The 24,619-nt window shown below is 52.6% G+C and carries 23 protein-coding genes; 10 read left to right on the top strand and 13 right to left on the bottom strand.

Going from position 1 to position 24,619, the window contains the following annotated elements:
- Positions 1 to 31 precede the first annotated feature (31 nt).
- The 4 genes from OGX99_RS05115 to yiaK are packed head-to-tail and all read right to left on the bottom strand — an operon-like array spanning position 32 to position 3,802.
- Positions 32 to 1,351 (bottom strand): MFS transporter, encoded by a 1,320-nt coding sequence (locus tag OGX99_RS05115; protein WP_286542851.1) that lies wholly within the window; start codon positions 1,349 to 1,351, stop codon positions 32 to 34.
- A 31-nt stretch (positions 1,352 to 1,382) separates the two neighbouring features.
- On the bottom strand, positions 1,383 to 2,315 hold the full coding sequence (locus OGX99_RS05110) for a DUF4862 family protein (RefSeq protein ID WP_187259800.1): 933 nt from the start codon (positions 2,313 to 2,315) through the stop codon (positions 1,383 to 1,385).
- Between the two features lie 12 nt (positions 2,316 to 2,327).
- Entirely contained in the window at positions 2,328 to 2,792 is a 465-nt protein-coding gene (locus OGX99_RS05105; protein WP_286542848.1) for a YhcH/YjgK/YiaL family protein, read from the bottom strand.
- Positions 2,793 to 2,803: 11 nt separating this feature from the next.
- A complete protein-coding gene (gene yiaK / locus OGX99_RS05100; RefSeq protein ID WP_151216954.1) occupies positions 2,804 to 3,802 on the bottom strand; it encodes a 3-dehydro-L-gulonate 2-dehydrogenase in 999 nt (332 codons plus the stop codon).
- 217 nt (positions 3,803 to 4,019) lie between these two features.
- Between yiaK and yiaJ the strand changes: the two genes are divergently transcribed.
- Both yiaJ and OGX99_RS05090 read left to right on the top strand, forming a co-directional pair.
- Positions 4,020 to 4,835, top strand: a complete 816-nt coding sequence (yiaJ, locus tag OGX99_RS05095) for an IclR family transcriptional regulator YiaJ (RefSeq protein ID WP_048213806.1) — start codon at positions 4,020 to 4,022, stop codon at positions 4,833 to 4,835.
- Positions 4,836 to 4,952: 117 nt separating this feature from the next.
- On the top strand, positions 4,953 to 5,426 hold the full coding sequence (locus tag OGX99_RS05090; protein WP_005120516.1) for a 4Fe-4S dicluster domain-containing protein: 474 nt from the start codon (positions 4,953 to 4,955) through the stop codon (positions 5,424 to 5,426).
- A gap of 35 nt (positions 5,427 to 5,461) precedes the next feature.
- On the opposite strand, the gene avtA is transcribed toward OGX99_RS05090, so the two are convergent.
- Positions 5,462 to 6,712 (bottom strand): valine--pyruvate transaminase, encoded by a 1,251-nt coding sequence (gene avtA / locus OGX99_RS05085; RefSeq protein ID WP_151223990.1) that lies wholly within the window; start codon positions 6,710 to 6,712, stop codon positions 5,462 to 5,464.
- Positions 6,713 to 6,886: 174 nt separating this feature from the next.
- Positions 6,887 to 8,917 carry an alpha-amylase gene (gene malS / locus OGX99_RS05080; protein ID WP_187253853.1) on the bottom strand — a complete coding sequence of 677 codons (2,031 nt, stop codon included), beginning with the start codon at positions 8,915 to 8,917 and terminating at the stop codon, positions 6,887 to 6,889.
- 316 nt (positions 8,918 to 9,233) lie between these two features.
- Between malS and OGX99_RS05075 the strand changes: the two genes are divergently transcribed.
- Entirely contained in the window at positions 9,234 to 10,058 is an 825-nt protein-coding gene (locus OGX99_RS05075; protein WP_151216947.1) for a protein bax, read from the top strand.
- A gap of 73 nt (positions 10,059 to 10,131) precedes the next feature.
- Here OGX99_RS05075 and xylR read toward each other — a convergent pair whose 3' ends face one another.
- Positions 10,132 to 11,310, bottom strand: coding sequence for a D-xylose utilization transcriptional activator XylR (xylR, locus tag OGX99_RS05070; RefSeq protein WP_151216945.1), 1,179 nt, complete (start codon positions 11,308 to 11,310; stop codon positions 10,132 to 10,134).
- A gap of 360 nt (positions 11,311 to 11,670) precedes the next feature.
- Between xylR and xylA the strand changes: the two genes are divergently transcribed.
- From xylA to yiaB, 3 genes are all read left to right on the top strand, one after another.
- Positions 11,671 to 12,993 (top strand): xylose isomerase, encoded by a 1,323-nt coding sequence (gene xylA / locus OGX99_RS05065; RefSeq protein ID WP_151216944.1) that lies wholly within the window; start codon positions 11,671 to 11,673, stop codon positions 12,991 to 12,993.
- A gap of 71 nt (positions 12,994 to 13,064) precedes the next feature.
- The gene (xylB, locus tag OGX99_RS05060) at positions 13,065 to 14,519 is read left to right on the top strand and encodes a xylulokinase (RefSeq protein ID WP_286542842.1); all 1,455 of its coding nucleotides are present in this window, start codon (positions 13,065 to 13,067) and stop codon (positions 14,517 to 14,519) included.
- A 167-nt stretch (positions 14,520 to 14,686) separates the two neighbouring features.
- The gene (gene yiaB / locus OGX99_RS05055) at positions 14,687 to 15,040 is read left to right on the top strand and encodes an inner membrane protein YiaB (RefSeq protein ID WP_286542840.1); all 354 of its coding nucleotides are present in this window, start codon (positions 14,687 to 14,689) and stop codon (positions 15,038 to 15,040) included.
- On the opposite strand, the gene OGX99_RS05050 is transcribed toward yiaB, so the two are convergent.
- Positions 15,037 to 16,032 carry an acyltransferase gene (locus OGX99_RS05050; protein WP_151216941.1) on the bottom strand — a complete coding sequence of 332 codons (996 nt, stop codon included), beginning with the start codon at positions 16,030 to 16,032 and terminating at the stop codon, positions 15,037 to 15,039. The genes yiaB and OGX99_RS05050 overlap by 4 nt on opposite strands.
- 172 nt (positions 16,033 to 16,204) lie before the next feature.
- Here OGX99_RS05050 and OGX99_RS05045 point away from each other — a divergent pair, with 172 nt between their 5' ends.
- The 3 genes from OGX99_RS05045 to glyS all read left to right on the top strand — a co-directional run bounded on the left by OGX99_RS05045 (position 16,205) and on the right by glyS (position 19,593).
- Entirely contained in the window at positions 16,205 to 16,507 is a 303-nt protein-coding gene (locus OGX99_RS05045) for a YsaB family lipoprotein (RefSeq protein WP_286542837.1), read from the top strand.
- Between the two features lie 95 nt (positions 16,508 to 16,602).
- Positions 16,603 to 17,514: a glycine--tRNA ligase subunit alpha gene (gene glyQ / locus OGX99_RS05040; RefSeq protein ID WP_001168551.1), complete on the top strand. Its 912-nt coding sequence runs from the start codon at positions 16,603 to 16,605 to the stop codon at positions 17,512 to 17,514.
- 9 nt (positions 17,515 to 17,523) lie between these two features.
- Positions 17,524 to 19,593: a glycine--tRNA ligase subunit beta gene (glyS, locus tag OGX99_RS05035; protein WP_286542835.1), complete on the top strand. Its 2,070-nt coding sequence runs from the start codon at positions 17,524 to 17,526 to the stop codon at positions 19,591 to 19,593.
- A gap of 60 nt (positions 19,594 to 19,653) precedes the next feature.
- Here the strand turns inward: glyS and cueP are convergent, their stop codons facing one another.
- From cueP to OGX99_RS05020, 3 genes are all read right to left on the bottom strand, one after another.
- Positions 19,654 to 20,193 carry a copper-binding periplasmic metallochaperone CueP gene (cueP, locus tag OGX99_RS05030; RefSeq protein WP_151216939.1) on the bottom strand — a complete coding sequence of 180 codons (540 nt, stop codon included), beginning with the start codon at positions 20,191 to 20,193 and terminating at the stop codon, positions 19,654 to 19,656.
- 184 nt (positions 20,194 to 20,377) lie between these two features.
- On the bottom strand, positions 20,378 to 20,590 hold the full coding sequence (gene cspE / locus OGX99_RS05025) for a transcription antiterminator/RNA stability regulator CspE (RefSeq protein WP_000014594.1): 213 nt from the start codon (positions 20,588 to 20,590) through the stop codon (positions 20,378 to 20,380).
- 278 nt (positions 20,591 to 20,868) lie between these two features.
- Positions 20,869 to 21,159 (bottom strand): HTH-type transcriptional regulator, encoded by a 291-nt coding sequence (locus tag OGX99_RS05020; protein WP_151216938.1) that lies wholly within the window; start codon positions 21,157 to 21,159, stop codon positions 20,869 to 20,871.
- 379 nt (positions 21,160 to 21,538) lie between these two features.
- Between OGX99_RS05020 and OGX99_RS05015 the strand changes: the two genes are divergently transcribed.
- Positions 21,539 to 22,249, top strand: a complete 711-nt coding sequence (locus tag OGX99_RS05015; RefSeq protein ID WP_003837709.1) for a DUF3053 domain-containing protein — start codon at positions 21,539 to 21,541, stop codon at positions 22,247 to 22,249.
- Positions 22,250 to 22,316: 67 nt separating this feature from the next.
- Here OGX99_RS05015 and ghrB read toward each other — a convergent pair whose 3' ends face one another.
- Both ghrB and OGX99_RS05005 read right to left on the bottom strand, forming a co-directional pair.
- Positions 22,317 to 23,291 (bottom strand): glyoxylate/hydroxypyruvate reductase GhrB, encoded by a 975-nt coding sequence (gene ghrB, locus OGX99_RS05010; RefSeq protein ID WP_151223985.1) that lies wholly within the window; start codon positions 23,289 to 23,291, stop codon positions 22,317 to 22,319.
- A gap of 22 nt (positions 23,292 to 23,313) precedes the next feature.
- Positions 23,314 to 24,594, bottom strand: coding sequence for an MFS transporter (locus OGX99_RS05005; protein WP_151216936.1), 1,281 nt, complete (start codon positions 24,592 to 24,594; stop codon positions 23,314 to 23,316).
- Positions 24,595 to 24,619 lie beyond the last annotated feature (25 nt).

The raw sequence follows: 24,619 nt of genomic DNA, 5'->3' as shown, positions 1-24,619 counted from the left end.
TGGCGCTGTGCTAGCGCCACCGGGCATTGTTTTACGCTGTGCGTTTATGTGGATTCAGTGTCTTTAGCGGAGCGGCACCGGCATCGCATTTGGCTGGCAGCAGCAGCGCCATCAGCGCGGCCAGAGCCAGTGAGATAGCCAGGCAGTAAACCCCCGCATCTTTGCTATACAGGGTGATGAGTACGCCGACCGCATAAGGACCGCAGAAGCCGCCGAGATTGCCCAGCGCGTTGATGACCCCGCGTGCGCCACCGGCCATTTCCGCACTGAACAAACGCGCCGGAATGGTCCAGAACACGCCCGCTGCCGATTGTAGGAAGAAGCCGCAGCCGACCAGCGCGGCATAAGCCAGCCAGACGTTATTTTTCAGCGCGACGGAAAGGAACATGCACAGGGCAAAGCCAATCAATGGCAGGCAGACGAATAGCTTGCGTTTACCGGTGCGGTCAGAGAGAGAAGAGAACAGGAACATCCCGGCAATGGCCCCGACGTACGGCAGAATGGCGAGCATACCGACCTGTCCCATGCTGCTGTGCGTCAACTCTTTGAGGATGGTCGGCAGCCACAGGGTGTAACCGTAAATCCCGGTCTGATAGAAGAAGTTCAGTGCGATGAGCTGCCACATGGTTTTATCGGAAAGCACCGCGCCCAGCGAGGCGTTTTTGACTTCCGTTCCGGCAATGGCTTTTTGCTCGGCGGCCAGTGTTTCGACCAGATAATTTTTCTCGGCCTCAGAGATCCAGCGTGCCTCCTGCGGACGGTCGTAAACGGTATAGGCCCACAACACCAGTACAACGACGGAAAGCAAACCTTCAATGATGAACAGCCAGCGCCAGTCGAGAATGGTGATAATCCAACCCGAGAGCGGGGCAGTAATGATTCCGGCAATCGGCACAAACATAATCACGATCGCATTGGCACGACCACGCTCGGCGTCGGGGAACCAGTTACTGATCATCGTCAGCACCACCGGCAGCATGCCGCCTTCGGCTACACCGAGTAAAAAGCGCAAAACCAGCAGTTGATATTGATTAGTGATCAACCCCGTAAGGACGGATATCACTGCCCAGGCAACCAGTGACCAGCCGATAAATTTCTTGCCGCTACCGTGAACGGCAATTTTTCCGCCGGGAACCTGTAAAAACAGATAACCGATAAAGAAAATACCGCCAGCCAGTCCTGCCATGGTGGCGGAAATATCTAATTCGGCATCCATACCCCCCGGCATCGCAAAGGCGATATTGACGCGGTCCATATAAGAAATAATACAGGCGATTAAAATAGGTGGGATAATTCGCAGCCAGCGCTGACGGGGTATATCTTTGAGTGTAGGGCGAGAGGTCATGTTCATATTAATATTCTCGTAGAGTAGTATTTTATTTTTATATTTTTGCTTTATTTAACGTCGCGATACCGTCACGCAATATCGCTACGCGATGGTTCACATCTGCATTGGCGTTTATTTCCAGCAATTTAATACCGGCAAATTGCAATGGTTTGGCTTCTGCGCAGGCGAATAATTCGCGGGCATGGTCGATGGTCATCAGACTTTGTGAGCAGAACGGAGCAAACGGGGCGTGCAAGTCCTGCCACTCGCCGTAGTCTCCCGTTATTGTGGTGCCGGAGAACATCAGCGCCCCCAATTTTCCAGCCTGTTTGGTCTGCTGCGTGTGGGTCAACGCCAGGGCGGGATTTTGCCCTTCAATGGCCGATCGCGCCCAGTTAATGCACACGCTGATGTCATACCCGGCAATGACCTCCAACACATTGTCTAACGGCAGAAAGCCTTTGCGCGGCGCAATGCCGGTCATAGCATCACAATGTTCCAGCACCAGATCGCATGACCAGTCCCAATTGGCTATCTCTTTAAGCGAACGGGCGAGTGCGTCGGTGGCCTGCGCAACATTTGGATTGCTGGCATTGGGAGCGGCATGTAGTTCCAGCGCAATCACTTTTCCGGCGTGGGCCGTATTGATATGGTTGATTTTCTGCTGCAGATGACGGTAATACGCCACGCAGGCTTTACGCTGATCTTCGTCGCTGGAAGCCAACCCGAAACCGCTGTTTGCGCCACGACGGCGCATGGTTTCCATAATGGCGGTGACCACGATTTGCCAGTCGCCCGGCGTATGGCGCAATAACCATTCGTCGCCTAACGGGTGAAGATGTTCAAGGCAGGGCTGCTCCAGCCCTCGAATATCCGGGGTATCGGCGAGCTGTCGCCAGAATTCCTTCTCTTCCTCTTCACTCTTTTGGTGAAATGAGGGTGCACAGGGGTACGCACCGATTATATAACCGGCATTATTAACGCTCATGTTGTGCTCCTTTTATAAAACTGAAATAGCAACCTTCACAACTATTTTGCGGATCGGTGTGGCGACAGTTTTATGACATGCAGGACGGTGAACATCCTGCGGGAAAAATATGGCATAGCTTCCCGGAATCATTTCGATGAAAGATTCATGTTCGCTGGTGTGATAAAAAATAATATCGCGCTGTTCTAATAACGATTCACTGATTTGGTTATTCCCGGTATCAATCGCGATACCGATTTTTTCTTCACCCCAGGCCAGAAATTGAATATCCAGGTAGCGGCGATGCACTTCCGGGCGATTTTCGGCAACATCACGCGTGGTTAAATCGATAATTTGCGCAAAGATGTTTTTACCGTCGATTTCCACTACGCCCGGTTCCAGTTTGCGGAAGTCTGTGCTGCGCAGAAAGTCGAGCGCTCTTTCAATCGCCGCGGGTAAACGACACGGGTTAGGCTGAGCGATATGTCCAAAGATCATACTCTGACTCCTTACAACGCCTGAATTTTGGCCCAGACGCTGTCATCAACGGTGATACCGTTGCGGCGGTTTTCATCCAGCAACTTTGTAAACTCGTGACCTGGTAGACGAACAGGTGTGTTTTCATCGGCGCGTTCGGCGGAGGTGATGAAATCCATAATCCGCTGCAGTTTGGCGTCGCGGGATGCGCCATCGATCAGCTTGTCTACTTCGATGGCGATGAAAATCTGTGAAACGCCATATTCATCACTGTTGTCCTGGGTGACTTCGGCCACGGAAGAACCGTCTGAAAGCAGGGTGGCGATCATATCCAGCACAATCGACAGGCCAGAACCTTTCCAGTAACCCATTGGCAAAATACGGCGGTTTTTCTCGATAACGCCAGGTTCTCTGGTGAGGTTACCTTCATCGTCGAACCCGCCGTCCACCGGCAGTTCACGACCGGCCAGGCGATTCACTTCCAGCATGCCGTAGGAGAACATCGACATCGACATATCGACCATGGTGATCGGCGTGGATGGGATGGCAACAATCAGCGGGTTAGTGCCTATGCAGCACTCTTTAGAACCCCATGCAGGCATCACGGCAATGGAGTTGGTCCAGCAGATACCAATGTAGCCTTTCTCCGCTGCTTGCCAGCCATAGCTGCCGCCGCGCATCCAGTGGTTGGCGTTACGCAGCGCGACCAGGCCAATACCGTGATCGGAGGCCAGTTCGATGGCTCGGTCCATCATCTTTTTCGCCGTCAAATTGCCGATCGAACGTTGGGCATCCCACTGCTCAATTGCCCCCAGGCTGGTAATGCGCTGCGGTTTGGCTTCAGGAATGATGTCACCGTTATCCAGTTGCTGAATGAAACGGGGAAAACGGTTCACGCCGTGCGAATACACGCCGGATTCGGTGGTACGGGCAAACATTTCGGCACAGGCATCGGCGGTTTCAACGGCGATACCGCGTGCCAGCAGTACCCGATTGAACGCTTCTTTCAACTGCTCAAAAGTGACTTTCATTCCTGTTTCCTTGTTTAAATTTGATCGCTTTTTTATCTCTAAATTTCACTATGCGAAATCTGATTTCAAATATAGCGATCAAATTTTGACAGATCAACGGGGCGGCTTGCTTTTTAAAATCATCAAAATCAAACAGTTGTGTTTTTTTGGTTCAGATCGTGAACTGAAACACACTTTGCGCTACCATCAGAGCGCGACGAAAAGGGGAGCGGAAGCGATGGGCACTAAAGAGAGTGAAATGACGCAAGACAAAGAGAGGCCAGCCGGAAGTCAGAGCCTGTTCCGTGGTTTGATGTTGATTGAGATTTTGAGCAACTATCCGAATGGTTGCCCGTTGGCGCATTTGTCTGAACTGGCAGGGCTGAACAAAAGTACCGTGCATCGACTGCTGCAAGGGCTGCAATCCTGCGGATATGTCACCCCCGCGCCAGCGGCGGGGAGTTATCGCCTGACCACCAAATTTATTGCCGTGGGTCAGAAGGCGCTGTCGTCACTGAATATCATCCATGTTGCTGCGCCGCACCTTGAAGCGCTGAATATCGCCACCGGTGAAACCATCAACTTCTCCAGTCGTGAAGACGACCATGCGATTTTGATTTATAAGCTGGAGCCGACAACGGGCATGCTGCGTACCCGCGCTTATATCGGTCAGCATATGCCGCTGTATTGCTCAGCGATGGGCAAAATTTATATGGCGTTTGGTCATCCGGACTATGTGGAATCTTACTGGCAGAGCCACCAGGATCTGATTCAGCCGCTGACCCGCAATACGATTACTGGTTTACCGGCCATGTACGATGAGCTGGCACAGATTCGCGAAAGCAGCATGGCAATGGATCGGGAAGAGAACGAGCTGGGGGTTTCCTGCATTGCCGTGCCGGTGTTTGATATTCATGGGCGGGTGCCGTACTCGGTATCGATTTCACTCTCTACCTCGCGCCTGAAGCAGGTCGGAGAAAAGAATTTACTCAAGCCGCTGCGGGAAACCGCGCAGGCCATTTCCAATGAGCTGGGCTTTACCGTTCGCGATTAGGCGCATGCCTGGCGTCGTTCAGGCACCTGACAAAATTTAACCGTTTCCCCTGTCCGATCAAAGCGACAAGGGCGACCTCTCTGGCACTCTGTGTTTTTCACGCATAGGGAGGGGAAAATGAACGCGTTTATTATGGCGGATGCGGCAAAATGTATTGGGTGTCGTACCTGCGAAGTGGCCTGTGTCGTCGCGCATCAGCAAAACCAGGATTGTGCGTCGGTCTCTTCCACTGCGTTTACTCCGCGGATCCGCGTGATTAAAGATGACGCCTTTACGACGGCGGTCGCTTGTCATCAATGTGAAGATGCTCCTTGCGCGAATGTTTGCCCAACGCACGCTATTCGTCGTGAACATGGACATATCTTCGTTGAACAGGCGCGTTGTATTGGCTGTAAAAGCTGTATGCTGGCTTGTCCGTTTGGGGCAATGAATGTCGTCGCCCGCTCGTCACGGGTGCAGGCGATAAAATGCGATTTGTGCTGGCACCGTGAGGCGGGACCCGCGTGTGTCGAAGCCTGCCCGACCAGCGCGTTGCAGTGTATAGATGCGGTCAGCGTCCAGAAACAGCGTCTACGTTCCCAGCCGCTGTGAAAGTAGCCCGACCCGTGCCTGGGTCGGGTTTATCATCAGCCTTCCAGCCAGGCGCGTTCGATCTCTTCAGCCAGAATCTTCACTCCCGCTTCGATTTTCTCCGGCTCTGGCACGTAGTTCATCCGCATGCACTGATGCGTATGCGGCCAGGGTTTATCCAGCCCTGGGAAGAAGTAGTCGCCGGGAACCATCAGCACGCCACGCGCTTTCAGGCGCTGATACAGCAGTTCAGTAGTGATGGGTAAATCTTTGAACCACAGCCACAGGAAAATCGCGCCCTCTGGTTTATGAATCAGGCAGCGATCTTCAGGTAAATAGCGGCGAATGATCGCAATTGTCTCCTGTACGCGCTGGTAATAAAACGGTTTGATAACCGTCTCGGACAGACGCAAGAGGTCGTTGCGCTTAATCATTTCGCACATCATTGCCGGACCCATTCCGCCAGGTGCAAGGCTGATGATGCCGTTCATATTGGTGATAGCTGTGATGATTTTTTCATTGGCGATAATGATGCCACAGCGGGAACCCGGCAGACCCAGCTTCGAAAGACTCATGCACAGCACAATGTTGGGGTTCCACAACGGGCGTGCTTCGCTAAAGATGATGCCAGGGAACGGTACGCCATAGGCATTATCAATCACCAACGGGATCCCATGCTGGTTGGCCAGCCGATCCAGCTTCATCAGCTCGTCATCGGTGATCACGTTACCTGTCGGATTGGTAGGACGTGACACGCAGATCATGCCTGTCTCTTCACCGATGTGCAGGTGTTCAAAATCAACGTGATACTTAAACTGACCTTCCGGCAACAGTTCGATGTTCGGACGCGCGGAGACAAAGAGATCTTCTTCCAGCCCGGAATCGGCATAGCCAATGTATTCCGGTGCCAATGGGAACAACACTTTTCGGGTGGTTCCATCGGCGCGACGTCCGGCGAAGAGGTTGAATAAGTAGAAAAACGCGCTCTGACTGCCATTTGTCAGTGCAATATTTTGTGGCTCAATATCCCAACCCAGATTCTCACGTAGCAGTTTCGCCAGCTCAGACAGTAGCTCGGTTTTACCTTGTGGACCGTCATAATTACAAAGCGCATCAGTGGCTTTGCCGTTTTCCAGCATATCTGCCAGCAGAGAATGAAAGTAATTTTGCATCTCTGGAATTTGCGCTGGATTGCCGCCGCCGAGCATGATGGCGCCAGGGGTGCGTAAACCGTCGTTGAGGTCCTCCATCAGGCGTGTGATGCCTGAATGGCGGGTAAATTTGTCGCCAAAAAGTGAGAATGTCATAGCTGGTGGTCTGTCGAACTGAGTAATAAAGTGGCTAACCATAGCGCTACCCATAGCAGGGTGCAAATCAGGGGTATCAGGCTGGATTGATGTTTTATGCTGCCTAAACGTATCAGGCTGGTGAATTGTTTTGAGCTGCGTCCGACCAGATGACGACACCGGACGCTAGCCTGGTTAATGCTGGCCGGCCCACACCACCATGACTTTATCATCGCCATGTTCGCGGATAAATCCGTATCCCTGCTTCAAAGCCAGCGTGGTTTGTTGACCGGCGCCAATAGCGGAATGTCTGGCCCTGAACTGACTGATACGCTGCCAGTGCGCGACGCTGGTGGCAGATTTGCCGGTCACCTCCTGCCAGTTCATCTCTGAGCGTGTACCCTGTAATGGGTCAGAGCCGGTTGGGCCAAAAGGTCGGGCCGACTCGTCGCCATAAAAGAGCTGTACCGCGCCCGGCGCCAGCAGCAATAGCTCGGCGGCTTTGTCTCCACCTTCGCGGAACAACCGCGTATCGTGCGAGGAGAGATAACTCAGGACGTTGAAGTCCTGCAGTTTATCCGCCATCTGCTGCCAGATGAGATCCATGTTTGCCAGACAATCGACGGCCTTTGCCGCCTGTTCCTGATAGTCAAAATTGATCATCGCATCGAAGCCGTGACGATAATAATCGCTCTGCATTACGCCGTGACCCCAGGCTTCGCCGGTCATCCAGAAGGGGTTATCATCCAGCGCTTTGTCCGGGTTGGCTTTCTTCCATTCGAGCAGTGCCGCGCTGGCCTGTGTTTTTAGCTGCTGCCAGGCGGGAAGCTCGACGTGTTTGGCGGTATCGACCCGAAAGCCGTCAATCCCATAATCTCGCACCCACTGGCTGAGCCAGTGGGTCAGATAATCCCGGGGGGTGTAACCGGCAATGGCTTTGGCGCGCGTATCCGGCTTGTGCTGATAAAAGTTTGGCAGCCCGGAAGGTGTGGTGGATTCGGTTTTCAGATCGGGCAGGAACGCCAGCGACATGGTCAGGTCATCAAAGCCAGGATTGTCGTAATCGCCAATATCGGTGCGGATCCAGTTTTTCCCCCACCATTTTTCCCAGCCGGCTTTATTGCTGAAGTTGATGTAATCATTAAAACTGTGCCAGCTCTGTCCGGCAGCGGGCTTCCAGTCCGTCCAGCGTTCCCCGAGCGTTTTTTTCAGCTCATCGCCCGATAGGTACAGTGCCCCAAACTGATACTCCTGCATATCCGCCAACGTGGCGTAGCCGGTATGGTTCATCACCACATCAAACAGGACACGGATGCCGCGCTGGTGTGCGCCATCAACCAGCGCACGCAGATCCGCTTCATTACCCATGTTGGCGTCAAGCGTGGTCCAGTCCTGGGTGTAGTAGCCGTGGTATGCGTAGTGGGGAAAATCTCCTTTGGCGCCGCCCCCAACCCAGCCGTGGATTTGCTCAAACGGTGCGCTGATCCACAGGGCGTTGACGCCCAGTTGTTGCAGGTAGTCGAGTTTACTGGTGAGGCCGCGCAAATCGCCACCGTGGAAAGTGCCAATTTCCTGCATGCCGTCGTTGCGACGTCCGTAGCTGTGGTCGTTGCTCGGATCTCCATTCACAAAGCGGTCCGTCAGGACGAAATATACCGTGGCGTTATGCCAGTCGAAAGCGGCGGGGGCATCGGTTTCTGCCCGTTCCAGCAGCAACAGTCCGTTACTGGTTGCGGCGGGTTGTAAGGTAATCGACCCGTTTTTTACTGTTGCCGTTTGCTGGCTGTAGAAATCGCGCACCACGGCACCTTCCGGGAAGGTCTGGCTCACGTCCAGCGTTAACGGCGAACCATCCCATTTTGGGCACTGGCGAATCTGGACGGTGGCGGGCCCTACGGTGTTTTTGACCGAGAGCATTAGCGTCGGTGTGCCGGACCGGGTATCGACTTCCAGCGTGTAATCGCCGTCTTTGAATAAACGCCACTGCGGCGGCGCGCCTTCACACGGTTTTAGCGATAGCATCTGGTTGAGTTTTATCGCATCAGCAGGCTGCCAGCACTGTTGGTCAAAATTCAGAATCAAAGGGCGAGTACCCTTCGTCAACGCTGCATGGCTGACGAATTTACCCGTACCTTCCGCTTCGAAGGTGGGAAGTTCTGGAGAAGTCCATGATGAGGCGATGGCAAAGCCGGGTATCAGCGCCAGCGCAACGGCGGCAAGTTTCATAATGCTGTCCTTGATGCTGCGATTTTCGCCAGTTTGCCAGTGAAATCAGGCCGGAAACTCCTCCTTTGAGTCGATTCCGCCAGGAGGAGAAGTGAGGGGGAGCTAACGCGTTCAAAAAATGAACTGATTTTGCGATAACCTCCACATTTTCTTCGAATTAATGGCGCCCTGAACCGTTAATGCGTGACATAGTTTCAGAATTGGACTATTCCTTTGGGTGCTCTTGACGGCTATTTTTGATATGATTTGAGATTCATCTCTCATTTTTGTGAAAAATATAAGGTGTTGGAATGCATAAATCCGACCAGGAGACCTAATGATATTGACTCCCATTCGACGATATGGGGCAATGATTCTTATGTTACTCACCGTGGTATTTTCGGGTGAGGCGCTGGCAAAGACACACACGGCGACAACGAGTCACAAGCCTCAGGTAATCAAGGCAAGTAATAAACAGGTAAGCAGTAAACAAGAGTATTCTCGCAATAGTGCAAAGAGTAGTTCACTTCCTGATTTGCGAAAATACCCTTCCGGAACACCAAGGAAAAAAGCGTTTCTCCGGACGGTTATGCCTTATATTACCAGCCAAAATGCTGCCATTACGGCGGATCGTAACTGGTTGATTTCAAAACAGTACCAGAACCGCTGGTCACCCACTGAGCGCACGCGTATGAAAGACATCGCGAAGCGCTACAAGGTGAGCTGGTCTGGCAACACGCGTAAAATTCCGTGGAATACGCTGCTTGAGCGCGTAGACATTATCCCGACTAGCATGGTTGCAACCATGGCTGCGGCCGAAAGCGGCTGGGGGACGTCGAAGCTGGCGCGTAGCAACAACAACCTGTTTGGCATGAAATGTGGCAAAGGTAGTTGCAATAACGCACCGGGTAAGGTGAAAGGCTATTCACAGTTTGAATCGGTGAAAGAGTCGGTAAATGCCTACGTCATTAACCTGAACACGCACCCGGCTTACTCTTCTTTCCGTAAGTCACGCGCGCAGTTGCGTAAGGCCGATCAGGAAGTCACCGCTACCGCGATGATCCATAAGCTGAAGGGGTATTCCACGAAAGGACAGAGCTACAACAACTATCTGTTCGCCATGTATCAGGATAACCAACGCTTAATCGCCGCACATATGTAATTTCGTGTGCTAATCCGGTCTACAAATCACCTTGTAGGCCGGATCAGACCAGGTAGCCATCCGGCAATTCCCTCTATAGCAACACTTCACTGTTCACATCGCGATACTCTTTTGGCGTCGTATCGTACTCTTTCTTAAAGACTGAATAGAAATACTGCAGCGACGGATAGCCGCACATCTGTGAAATTTCGTTGATCGAAAGCGTGGTAGAAACGAGCAGACTGCGCGCTTTTTCCAGCTTTTCGGCATGAATCACGGCGTGGATGGTCTCTCCGACCTCTTCTTTAAAGCGCTTCTCCAGATTCGAACGTGAAATTCCCACTGAATCCAGCACTTGTTCAACCTTAATCCCTTTACAGGCATGATTGCGAATAAAGTGCATGGCCTGAATTACGGCAGGATCGGTCAAGGAGCGGTAATCGGTTGAGCGCCGCTCTACCACGCGCACTGGAGGAACCAGAATGCGTTGTAGAGGCAGCACTTCATTCGCCAGCAAGCGGTGCAGGAGTTTTGCGGCCTGGTAGCCCATCTGCCTGGCTCCCTGAGCCACGGATGACAGCGCTACCCGCGACAGGTAACGGGTCAGTTCTTCGTTGTCTATTCCTATCACACACAGCTTTTCTGGTACCGGAATATGCAGGTGCTCGCAGACTTGCAGGACGTGTCGTGCCCGCGCGTCGGTGACCGCGATAATGCCGGTTTGAGGCGGCAACGTTTGTAGCCAGTCTGCCAGACGATTTTGCGCGTGCTGCCAGTTTTCCGGCGCAGTTTCCAGCCCCTGGTAGACGACGCCGCGGTACTTTTCTTTTGCCACCAACTGGCAAAACGCATATTCACGTTCCGCGGCCCAGCGTTTACCGCTTGACGAAGGCAGGCCGTAAAACGCAAAGCGGTTTACCCCTTTTTCTTTCAGATGCAGGAAAGCACTTTCTACCAGCGCGTGATTGTCGGTAGCAATGTAATGTACCGGGGGATAATCTTGCTCCCGATGGTAGGAACCCCCAACGCCGATGATTGGAACATCGACATCGGCAAGTAATTGTGCAATGTCATCATCGTCATAATCGGCAATAACGCCATCGCCGAGCCAGTCTTTAATATTATCAATACGGGCGCGGAAATCTTCCTCAATGAATATATCCCACTCGGATTGCGATGCCTGTAAATATTCACCCACTCCTTCTACCACCTGGCGGTCATAGGCTTTATTGGCATTAAATAACAGAGTGATGCGGTGACGTTTATCAAACATAAGAACCTGTCCTGGAAAGGTTAACGTGGGCCTGTGATACTAGCAAAACCGCCGGTACGACTGCTTGATGAAGCGTGACAAATTTCCTGATTGCCTGAGGCCAGGCAAAATTTACATACAGCCAGCGGGAAGGCAATTGTCATTTTTAATCTACGCATTACGGTTTTTTGTTTAATGGCTAACCTTCGATCGCGATCGCTTTTTTATTTCTTCTTTCATCGCGTTTTTTTGGGAGCCAGCGCACGTTTGGGTATTCTCTTAATAGCGGTGTGAAATAACGTAATTGAGCAATAAATCAGGAAATTCCAGTATAGCCATATCGCAGTTTACTTACCGTATTACCTGATTATGGAGCTTATTATGCCGGCTTATTTTGACCAACTCGATCGCGTTCGTTTCGAAGGGACTAAATCTACTAACCCGCTCGCATTTCGCCATTACAATCCTGACGAAATCGTGTTGGGCAAACGCATGGAAGATCATCTGCGTTTTGCTGCCTGCTACTGGCATACCTTCTGCTGGAACGGTGCGGATATGTTCGGCATGGGCGCTTTCGATCGTCCGTGGCAGCAGCCTGGTGAAGCACTGGCGCTGGCGAAACGCAAAGCGGATGTGGCATTTGAGTTCTTTCACAAGCTGAATGTGCCTTACTACTGCTTCCATGACGTGGATGTCTCGCCTGAAGGGGCTTCACTGAAAGAGTACAAAAACAACTTTGCGCAGATGGTTGATGTGCTGGCGGCAAAACAGGAACAGAGCGGCGTGAAACTGCTGTGGGGAACGGCAAACTGCTTCACCAACCCACGCTACGGCGCGGGCGCGGCAACGAATCCGGATCCGGAAGTATTCAGCTGGGCCGCCACGCAGGTGGTTACGGCCATGGATGCCACACATAAGTTAGGTGGCGAAAACTATGTCCTGTGGGGCGGTCGTGAAGGCTATGAGACGTTGCTGAATACCGATCTGCGTCAGGAGCGTGAGCAAATTGGTCGCTTCATGCAACTGGTGGTGGAACACAAACACAAAACCGGTTTCCAGGGTACCTTGCTTATCGAACCGAAGCCGCAGGAACCGACCAAGCACCAGTACGATTACGATGCGGCGACCGTCTACGGCTTCCTCAAGCAGTTCGGTCTGGAAAAAGAGATCAAACTGAATATTGAAGCTAACCATGCCACGCTGGCGGGCCATTCGTTCCATCACGAAATCGCCACCGCTATTGCGTTGGGTCTGTTTGGCTCTGTCGATGCCAACCGTGGTGACGCGCAGCTGGGCTGGGACACTGACCAGTTCCCGAACAGCGTAGAAGAGAATGCGCTGGTGATGTACGAAATCCTGAAAGCGGGCGGTTTCACCACCGGTGGCCTGAACTTCGATGCCAAAGTGCGTCGTCAGAGTACCGATAAATACGATCTGTTCTATGGTCATATTGGCGCGATGGATACCATGGCACTGTCGCTGAAAATTGCAGCGCGCATGATTGAAGACGGTGGTCTGGACCAGCGCGTGGCAAAACGTTATGCCGGTTGGAATGGTGAGCTGGGCCAGCAAATTCTAAAAGGGCAGATGACGCTGACGGAAATTGCGCAGTACGCTGAACAACATAACCTGGCGCCAGTGCACCAGAGCGGTCATCAGGAATTGCTGGAAAATCTGGTGAACCATTATTTGTTCGATAAATAACGGGTCTCTGAGAGCGTCCGTAAGCCCGGTAAGCTCGCGCTACCGGGCCTTTCTTTAAGGAACGATGCCTTATGTATATCGGGATAGATCTTGGCACATCAGGCGTAAAGGCCATTCTGCTTAACGAGCTGGGGGATGTGGTCGCTTCACACACGGAGAAACTCACCGTTTCGCGCCCGCATCCATTATGGTCTGAACAAGACCCTGAGCAGTGGTGGTTGGCAACGGATCGGGCTGTGAAAACATTGGGCCACCAGCATTCACTTCGCGAGGTGAAAGCACTGGGGATTGCCGGACAGATGCACGGTGCGACGCTACTGGATGAGCAACAGAAGATATTGCGTCCGGTTATTCTGTGGAACGATGGTCGCTGTGCTGAAGAGTGCGTCATGCTTGAGGAGCGGGTTCCGCAATCGCGTGGCATCACCGGTAACCTGATGATGCCTGGCTTTACCGCGCCAAAGCTGCTGTGGGTGCAGCGCCACGAACCGGAGATTTTCAGCCGGGTTGATAAAGTCCTGCTGCCGAAAGATTATCTGCGCCTGCGTATGACAGGCGATTTCGCCAGCGATATGTCCGATGCGGCAGGTACCATGTGGTTGGATGTCGCGAAGCGTGACTGGAGTGATGTCATGCTGGCCGCCTGTCAACTGACCCGTGCGCATATGCCTGAGCTTTATGAAGGTAGTGAGATTACCGGAACATTGTTGCCGGAGGTCGCCAGGGCCTGGGGAATGCAGGAGGTTGCGGTGGTTGCCGGAGGCGGTGATAACGCGGCGGGAGCGGTTGGCGTCGGCATGATGAATGCCGGTCAGGCAATGTTATCGCTGGGGACTTCCGGGGTCTATTTTGCGGTCAGTGATGGTTTTCTCAGCAAACCGGAAAGCGCGGTCCATAGTTTTTGCCATGCTTTACCTGAAAGATGGCACCTGATGTCCGTGATGCTAAGTGCGGCATCCTGCCTGGACTGGGCGGCAAAATTAACCGGGCTGGCGAGCGTTCCTGCGTTGATTGCCGCAGCGCAACAGGCGGATGAACACGCTGAGCCGGTCTGGTTTTTACCCTATCTGTCCGGCGAACGTACGCCACACAACAACCCTCAGGCGAAGGGTGTATTTTTTGGTCTGACGCATCAGCATGGTCCGGCGGAACTGGCTCAGGCGGTGCTGGAAGGCGTGGGTTTTGCGCTGGCTGACGGTATGGACGTGGTACATGCCTGCGGCGTGCAGCCTGCCAGTATTACGCTGATTGGCGGCGGGGCACGCAGTGAGTACTGGCGTCAGATGCTGTCTGACATCAGCGGATTGCAGCTGGATTACCGTACCGGCGGCGATGTCGGCCCTGCACTCGGCGCGGCGCGACTGGCGCAAATTGCCATGAATACGCAGCGGCCTTTATCAGACCTACTGCCTCAGCTTACGCTGGAGCAGGCGCATTATCCTGACGCCGGGCGCCACGCGCTGTACCAACAGCGTCGGGAAACCTTCCGCCGAATCTATCAGCAATTACAGCCGCTGATGTCCTGACCCTAAATCCCCTCTGGTAAACAGAGGGGATTTATCAAATGTATATTTCAATCAAACAAATAACTATCACGCATGAATTTATTCTGAAAGTCCGGCGTAGTGGCATTTTTCTGTGTTGTCTGTAGCGGGTTATTCATATTGTATCTCTGATGGATAAGGAGATCCCAATGAAGACGACAAGGCTGTTGCCATGGATACTATTCCTCTCTGGCGCACTGATTTACGTTATTGGCCTATGGCGGGAGTGCCCGTTATTGAGCGGCAAAGGCTATTTTTTCGGCGTGCTGATGACGGGAATGTTTGTGACCTACGCTTATAAACGTGCTGTAAATCTCAATCAGAACGACGAACGCTTCGCTTCCGTGTGTCAGATGGTGGTGCTAATAACCGTTGGGTTACTGCTGGTGGGGGTATGGAATGCCCCGGTATCGTCCCTCGAAAAGGGGCTGTACCCGGTGGCATTCATCATATGTCTACTGGGGCAAGTTTTGTTGCTGCGTCTGCAATATATGGGGGATTAACTTACCAACCTGCGCGTATCGATGCGCTGCAACAATATGGACAACAGTAAACTTCCTGCCAGCGTGGCGCTAAAAATCCACAGTATATCCAGCGGTGGCCAGTTCTTGAATTCTATACCGTTGGTGCGCAACGCGTGAATGATCAGCGCATGAAAGCCATAAATTCCTAATGAGTGGCGGGAAATAAGGCCCAGTACCGGCAGAGTGCGCGTGCTGAGCGTATTTTTGACCAGTGTCAGGAGTGAGGCTGCACAAATAAACACTGCCGGGCCGCAGTAGAGGTACCAGGTATCGGCAAAATTGCCTCGCCAGCGCAGTTCATACAACGTGCCTCGAGAAATAATAAACACGGCGGTGATGAATAACGCCGCACAGAGCCAGGTGAGCGCGCGCTTTTGCGTATCCATCATGCCAATCGCCCGGCCCAGCATGCCGTACACGATGTAGTAGAAAGTGTCGCCGCTGATGTACAGGTTGACCGGAAGCCACTCAAAGCCGCCAATTTTTTGCGAGACGGTGTTGGGATTGGCAATCACACCTATCACCACCATGAGTGCCAGCAGCATCTTGCCGCTGATGTTTTTTACCTGTATCAGCGGCGAAATCAGGTAGATAACGGCGATCGCGAAGAAAAACCACAGGTGATAGAACACCGGCTTTTGCAACAAGTTTTTCAGCGATAGCTCAGCGTTGATCGAGGTAAACAGCAGGATATAGGCCAACGCCACGCTGCTGTAAAACAAAATGCAGAGCGCGATGCGCGTGAAATGGCGCGGTTTGGCGCTGCGCTCGCCAAAAAACAGATAGCCCGAAATCATAAAGAACAGCGGGACGCTGACGCGAGAGGCGGAATTGAGCACGTTGGCCAGATCCCAATTCAACAGGCTGACGCTTTGCGCATTAGTGATATACCAGGTCGTGGTGTGGATCATCACGACCATAAGACAGGCGATCCCGCGCAGATTATCAATCCAGTAAATTTTGGGCTGCATCAGTTCCTCTGTATCCATTAAAAAAAGTCTGACCGAAATTTTGCATGCGTAGCTCACTGGAATAATCCGAGTTCTTACGCTAAAGCTTGAGATGGTCTGATGAGATTCTGAAAATAGGATCCGTTTCCAGACACTAATAATAAGACTGACCAGCAAACCAGGCGGTAATAAAATGATGATGAAGTATTTCTTTCCCGCGTTCGCGACCCTTTTGCTGGTGGCGTGCGCCGACACACCGCCGCCCGCGCAGAAGGCGCAAAAGGTTAAGGTCAATGCAACGCGCTCGCTGGATATGGAGTCACTGTGCAGAAATGAGGCGGCACAGATTTATAACACTGACGCGCTGAAAATTGATATCTCCGGCCTGGAACAATTCCAGGGCAGCTATGAGATGCGGGGTTCGACCTTCCGTAAAGAGAGTTTTGTCTGCTCTTTTGATGCAGACGGGCAGTTTTTGCACCTTTCCATGCGCTAAGTTCCCCCTTTTTCCCGTTTCGTACTGTATATCTTGCAGCCAGCGGGTATACTGACCGCTTCCTTTAAATCCACACGTATCCAGCACGAAATAATATGCAAAAGTTTGATACCAGGACCTTCCAGGGCTTGATCCTGACCTTACAGGATTACTGGGCTCGCCAGGGCTGCACCATTGTTCAACCATTGGACATGGAAGTCGGCGCGGGGACATCTCACCCAATGACCTGCCTGCGTGCGCTAGGGCCGGAACCGATGGCGACTGCTTATGTGCAGCCTTCCCGTCGTCCGACCGATGGCCGCTATGGCGAAAACCCGAACCGCTTACAGCACTACTATCAGTTCCAGGTAGTGATTAAGCCGTCACCGGACAACATTCAGGAGCTGTACCTGGGTTCTCTGAAAGAGCTGGGTATGGACCCGACCATTCACGATATTCGTTTCGTGGAAGATAACTGGGAAAACCCGACGCTGGGTGCCTGGGGTCTGGGTTGGGAAGTGTGGCTGAACGGCATGGAAGTGACGCAGTTCACCTACTTCCAGCAGGTTGGTGGTCTGGAATGTAAACCCGTGACCGGGGAAATTACCTACGGTCTGGAACGTCTGGCCATGTACATTCAGGGCGTAGACAGTGTTTACGACCTGGTCTGGAGCGACGGCCCGCTGGGTAAAACCACCTACGGCGACGTGTTCCATCAGAATGAAGTGGAGCAATCCACCTACAACTTTGAATACGCTGACGTGGACTTCCTGTTCACCTGCTTCGAGCAGTACGAGAAAGAAGCGCAGCAGCTTCTGGCGTTGGAAAACCCGCTGCCGCTGCCTGCGTATGAGCGCATTCTGAAAGCCGCCCATAGCTTCAACCTGCTGGATGCGCGTAAAGCCATCTCCGTCACCGAGCGTCAGCGCTACATCCTGCGCATTCGCACCCTGACCAAAGCAGTGGCAGAAGCTTACTACGCTTCCCGTGAAGCCCTTGGCTTCCCGATGTGCAACAAAGACAAATAAGAGGCGGCCATGTCTGAGAAAACTTTTCTGGTGGAAATCGGCACTGAAGAGCTGCCACCAAAAGCACTGCGCAGCCTGGCTGAGTCCTTTGCTGCGAACGTTACCGCGGAGCTGGACAACGCTGGCCTCGCACACGGCAACGTAGAGTGGTTCGCCGCTCCACGTCGTCTGGCGCTGAAAGTAGCTGCCCTTGCTGAATCTCAACCGGACCGTGAAGTTGAAAAACGCGGCCCGGCCATTGCCCAGGCGTTTGACGCGGAAGGCAAACCGAGCAAAGCGGCAGAAGGTTGGGCGCGCGGTTGCGGTATCACGGTTGATCAGGCTGAGCGTCTGACCACCGACAAAGGCGAATGGCTGCTGTATCGCGCGCATGTGAAAGGCGAAAGCGCTGAAACGCTGTTGCCGAACATGATCGCCACCTCACTGGCGAAACTGCCGATCCCGAAACTGATGCGCTGGGGCGCGTCTGACGTTCACTTCGTGCGTCCGGTTCACACCGTGACCCTGCTGCTGGGCGACAAAGTCATCCCGGCAACGATTCTGGGTATCCAGTCCGATCGCGTGATCCGCGGCCATCGTTTTATGGGCGAGCCGGAATTCACCATCGATTCTGCCGATCAGTACCCGGAAATCCTGCGTGAGCGCGGCAAAGTGATTGCGGATTACGCTGAGCGTAAAGCGAAAATCAAAGCCGATGCTGAAGAGGCGGCTCGTAAAATTGGCGGCAACGCTGATCTGAGTGAAAGCCTGCTGGAAGAGGTCACCTCACTGGTGGAATGGCCGGTTGTTCTGACCGCGAAGTTCGAAGATAAATTCCTCGCTGTTCCGTCTGAAGCGCTGGTACACACCATGAAAGGTGACCAGAAGTACTTCCCGGTTTACGCGAACGACGGCAAATTGCTGCCGAACTTTATCTTTGTGGCCAACATCGAATCAAAAGATCCGACCCAGATTATCTCTGGCAACGAGAAAGTGGTTCGTCCGCGTCTGGCGGATGCCGAATTCTTCTTCAATACCGACCGTAAAAAACGTCTGGAAGACCATCTGCCGCGTCTGCAAACCGTGCTGTTCCAACAGCAACTGGGTACGCTGCGCGACAAGACTGACCGTATCCAGGCACTGGCGGGCTGGATTGCTGGTCAAATTGGCGCTGACGTTAACCACGCAACGCGAGCTGGCCTGCTGTCCAAGTGCGACCTGATGACCAACATGGTCTTCGAGTTCACCGACACCCAGGGCGTGATGGGAATGCACTACGCGCGTCACGATGGCGAAGCGGAAGATGTTGCCGTGGCGCTGAACGAGCAGTATCAGCCGCGTTTTGCCGGTGATGACCTGCCGTCTAACCCGGTGGCTTGTGCCGTGGCGATTGCTGACAAGATGGACACCCTGGCGGGTATCTTCGGGATTGGTCAGCATCCGAAAGGCGACAAAGATCCGTTTGCGCTGCGTCGTGCCGCGCTGGGCGTGCTGCGTATCATCGTTGAGAAGAACCTGAATCTGGATCTGCAAACGCTGACGGAAGAGGCTGTTCGTCTGTATGGCGACAAGCTGACTAACGCCAACGTGGTGGATGACGTTATCGACTTTATGCTCGGTCGCTTCCGCGCCTGGTATCAGGACGAAGGTTACACCGTCGATACCATCCAGGCCGTGCTGGCGCGTCGTCCGACTCGTCCGGCTGATTTCGATGCGCGTATGAAGGCTGTTTCGCACTTCCGTACGCTGGAGGCTGCGTCCGCGCTGGCTGCCGCGAACAAGCGCGTATCAAATATTCTGGCGAAGTCTGAAGAAACGTTGAATGACCGTGTGAATGCGGCAACGCTGAAAGAGCCGGAAGAAATTGCGCTGGCGATGCAGGTTGTGGTGCTGCGCGATAAGCTGGAGCCTGTTTTCGCCGCTGGATATTACCAGGAAGCGCTGGTTGAGTTATCAGCACTGCGTGAACCGGTTGATGCGTTCTTCGAAAAAGTGATGGTTAATGTAGAAGATAAAGATCTGCGTATTAACCGTCTATCCATGCTCGAAAAACTGCGCGAACTGTTCCTGCGCGTGGCGGATATTTCGCTGCTGCAGTAACGGTCCTGAGCTGACTTAGAAAATGCCGGATAAGCAATTGCGCCATCCGGCTTTTTTTTGTTAGCGCAATTGTAATTTAGTCAGACAGGTCTGGCTGTCTTCCATGGTTTTAATGGGATACTCCGCTTTTTTGCCGTTGTAGCTTACTGCGATTGTGCCTGCCATATTGCGCGGTAGCCAAACCCCGACGAAGCCATTTCGACCACTCTTCATCTCTTTTTGTAGCACCACATCACCCTTGTTATCCGTGACTTTGACATTGAATGTCTGCTCCGGCATTTCGCCCTGGCAACCGGAAAGGCTGTGGTTGAAGCAAGGATGTGTTTGCCATTCATAAGGGGCAAATGACAGATAGAACTTGTCACCGAGCGGCAGGGTATAGATCTGATCGCCCGAAGAGAGCTTCAGTTCAGTGCTGGTGATGGATGCCGAGTACGGCAGCGGGCGGCTCTGGGGAGACTGGTCAATGGCCTCGACGATTTGCTCGACGGATTTTCCGCTGAGCCCGTGTTCCGCCAAAAAAGTGGCTTCCGGAGTTGCCGCGAACACGCTACCGGTGGTGAGTAAACCTAAAGCCAGCAGCAATGAGGATTTCGACATAGCTTCAATTCCTTGTGAACGTTGTGGAATACAGACTGGCTCACTATAAAGCTTGCCCTTAGGGAAAGGTCAAAGGGGCGACGGGTAAAGTAATGCAAAGACGTGTGGGCGAGGCGTTGTACGAACTATAAATAAAAAAATCCCCGCCGTTCGGCAGGGATTCAGAATTTTGAGCTTTTTAAGCTTACAGGCTGGTTACGTTGCCAGCTGCCGGGCCTTTAGCGCCGCTTTCGATGGTGAAGGAAACTTTCTGACCTTCGTCCAGAGATTTGTAGCCATCGTTCTGGATAGCAGAGAAGTGTACGAACACGTCTTTAGAGCCATCGTCAGGAGTGATGAAGCCGAAACCTTTGTCAGCGTTGAACCATTTTACGATACCAGTCATTTTACCGGACATAGTGTATTACCTTTTAAAAAATAAGTGTGCCTTTCGGCGATATGGCGTGCTTTACAGATTTTTTAACAGTAAAGGAAATGCTCACTACGAGGGTATCAACGATAACTCTTGAAGGGACTTGCCTTACTAACTGCTGTAATGGTCTGTACGTCAAACCGTTGAGGGCATTAACTCATTTTACGCATGTGGATGCAACTACTATTTTCTTTTTTGTGGATAACCTTCTTAAGGGAACGGCCCTTTTTCAGGACCGTTATGAAGTAAAATTAAAAAATAGTTCAATCCATCAATTGCTTACTTAATCTCGGGTCTGCCTGAATCAGACGCATCAGCTTCAATTCGGTACTGGAAGGCTTAACGCGTTTAGACTCCCATTCGTGAACCATCGCGACTGTCACGCCCATTGCCCGGGCAAAATCGTCTGTTTTTAAACCTGTCCCTCGTCGTAGCTGTTCAAATTCAGTGAAAGGGTTGGTTTTTTGCGTCAGAGCGACGGTCTGCGATACATCTTTAAAAACAATCTGCTCCAGACTGCTTAGCAGTTCAAACATAGGATCTTTGTATTCCATTGAGAACTCCTATAAATCACACAGCGGGATCGTGAATTTTCTCGAAGCTCATTAAGAGTAGTCGCAAAAAATGAAGTCGGATTTGGGGTTTGAGAGGTGGATTCGTTTCAGCAGGTAGTGGGTAACAATCTTTCGCAGGCTAACAAACTGATAAAGGTCGGGATCTCGAACGATCGACCCCGATTGTAAAGATGACTAAAATATGATGACGCGCAGTGAATGGCGCATTGTTTCGCAAAACGCAGGATGGCCAGAACGGTTATTTTCCCCCACAAGATTACGCGGAAAGGGTATCTTGCGGGGCTGACCTGGACTATCCTTGTCAACGTCAGGCACGCGGGTGTCGTTGTGCGCATTTTTGGGTGAAAGGAGTATTAAAATGGCGACAGGTAAGTCCTGCTCTCGCTGGTTTGCGCCTGTTTTGGCGCTCTTAATGGTAGTTGGCCTGAGTGGGTGTTTTGATAAAGAAGGCGATCAGCGCAAAGCGTTTATCGATTTTCTGCAGAATACTGCAATGCGTAGTGGAGAGCGTTTACCAACGCTGACCGCAGATCAGAAAAAACAGTTTGGCCCGTTTGTGTCCGATTACGCGATTCTGTATGGCTATTCGCAGCAGGTTAATCAGGCGATGGACTCCGGTCTGCGCCCGGTGGTTGATAGCGTGAATGCGATTCGTGTTCCTCAGGATTATGTGACTCAGCGTGAACCGCTGCGTCAGGCAAATGGTGCGCTGGGCGTGTTAGGGCAACAGTTGCAGAATGCGAAACTGCAGGCGGATGCTGCGCATGGCGCACTGAAGCAGGGCGAGGATCTGAAACCGGTCTTTGACCAGGTTTACAATAAAGTTGTCACTGTACCTGCAGAGGCGTTACAGCCGCTGATCCCTGCCGCGCAAATCTTCACGCAGCAGTTAGTGCAGGTTGGTGATTTTGTGGCGCAGCAGGATACGCAGGTGAGCTTTGTCGCCAACGGTATCCAGTTCCCAACGTCGCAGCAGGCAAGTCAGTACAACACGCTGATTGGCCCGTTGGCTTCTCAACATCAGGCATTTAACCAGGCCTGGACTGCTGCGGTGAATGCCGCTCAGTAATTAAGCCGCTGTAAGAGCTGTAAGATATGGAAGGCCGGGTGAGCGTAAGTGCTACCCGGCCTTTTGTTTATCGCGTGACTTGCGGGTTCACGCAGTTCTTCTCAACGCGTCCTTGCAGCGCATCGATTAAGTTATCCACCGCACAGGCCGCCATGTTATAGCGTGTTTCGTGCGTGGCTGAGCCAATGTGCGGCACGGCAACCACGTTTGGCAACGACAGCAGCGGTGAGTCTGCCGGTAATGGCTCCTGCTCAAACACATCCAGGCCAGCAGCATGAATTTCCCCGTTTTGCAGGGCAGCAATCAACGCTTTTTCATCGACCACCGGCCCGCGTCCGGCGTTTATGAAAATGGCGGAAGACTTCATTTTGGCAAATTGTTCGCGACTAAACAGATGATGCGTTTCTTCGGTTAACGGCAGGATCAGGCAGACAAAATCGGACTCCTGCAACAGCGTATCAAGATCGCAGTAGCGCGCGTTGAAGCGCTCTTCCGCTTCCTGATGATGGCGGCGGGCGTTATAGAGAATCGGCATGCTAAAGCCGAAATGCGCCCGTTGCGCCAGCGCTAGCCCAATACGGCCCATGCCAACAATCCCCAGCGTTTTGTGGTGCACATCCGTACCAAACCAGTCCGGCCCGATACTTTTGGTCCATTCACCAATTTTCACCCGTTCAGCCACTTCCACCACGCGGCGAGCGGTGCTTAACACCAGCGCCATCACCGTATCAGCGACGGTTTCCGTCAGTACGGTTGGCGTGTGCATCAGCAGCACCTTACGGGTGTTAAGAGCTTCGACGTCGAAGTTGTCATAGCCGACGGAAATCGTGGAGGTCGCACGCAGTTTCGGCATTTTCTCCAGTAGAGCGGTATTGACGGCTTCACTGGAGCCCAGTAGACCTTCCGCATTGGCAAAAGCTTCGGCGTGCTGTGCGACGGTTTCCGGGCGCAGGTTAGGCACACGTGTCACAGTAAAATGCTCTTCCAGGCGATGCAGTAAATCGTCAGGTAACGCTTTATAGAGAATAATGGACGGTTTCATGCGAATCTCCGTAAGTTAAAATTTAAGCGTGGCGTGCGCCAATAGGTAGCTGTTGATTATTAGCAGGCTTAACGATCAAAGTTAGCCACACTGAGACAAAAAGCGCTACCCCCATAAAAATGTACGACGCGGACGGGCTGCCGGTTGCGCCATTGAGGTAGCCGACAAACCATGAACCAAAGAATGAGCCTAGCGCGCCCATACTGTTAATCAGCGCCATTGCACCCCCGGCAACGTTACGCGGCAGCATTTCAGGAATGATGGCAAAGAAAGGACCATAAGGGGCATACATGGCCGCGCCCGCAATCACCAGTAGGGTGTAAGAAATCCAGAAGTGGTCTGCACCCACGGCCCAGGAGCCGATAAAAGCGAAAGCAGCTATCAGTAACAGTGGCCAGACAAACAGCTTACGATTTTGCAGTTTATCGGAGGCCCAGGAGACGAGGATCATTGCTGCCGTCGCCGCCAGATAAGGTACGGATGACAGCCAGCCAACCTCAACCATCCCCAGATTTGCGCCGCCGTTGCGGATAATGGACGGCAGCCACAGAACAAAACCGTAGACCCCAATACTCCAGGCGAAATACTGCATGCACAGCAGGATCACGTTACGTGAGCGGAAGGCTTCGCTATAGTTACGCACAGCTTTGATGCCTTGCTGCTCTTTTTCCAGCTGTGCCTGAAGGGCGGCTTTTTCAGACTCTGACAGCCAGCCGACCTGAGACGGTTTGTCTTTTACCAGTACCCACCAGCAGAATGCCCAGATGATGGCCGGGAATCCCTCGATGATGAACATTTCCCGCCAGCCCAGCGCCTGAATCAAATATCCGGAAACCACAGACATCCACAGGACGGTGACTGGGTTACCGAGGATCAGAAAGGTATTAGCACGCGAACGCTCGGACTTCGTAAACCAGTTACTGATATAAATCAGCATTGCGGGCATGACCGCGGCTTCAACGACACCAAGAATAAAGCGGATGGCGGCAAGCATTGGAATATTGCTGACCATGCCGGTTAACGATGCGCATGCGCCCCAGAGAATTAGACAGATAAAAATCAGTTTTCGCACGCTGCGGCGTTCGGCGTAAATTGCGCCTGGGATCTGAAAGAAGAAATAGCCGAGGAAAAACAGCGCGCCCAGTAGGGAAGAGATCCCTTTAGTAATGCCGAGATCTTCATTGATACCGGCGGCGGAGGCGAAGCTGAAGTTCGCGCGGTCAAGGTACGCCAGGCTGTACGTGATAAACACGATTGGCATGATGTACCACCAGCGTTTTGCTGCATTGGTTGAGCTATTCATAGACTGCCCTCTGGTTATGCTGATA

Origin of the sequence: Citrobacter sp. Cu096, assembly GCF_030332285.1 — a bacterium.
Taxonomy (GTDB): Bacteria; Pseudomonadota; Gammaproteobacteria; order Enterobacterales; family Enterobacteriaceae; genus Citrobacter; species Citrobacter meridianamericanus.
Note: the sequence above shows the minus strand (reverse complement) of the source record. Positions and strands in the feature narration are given on the sequence as shown.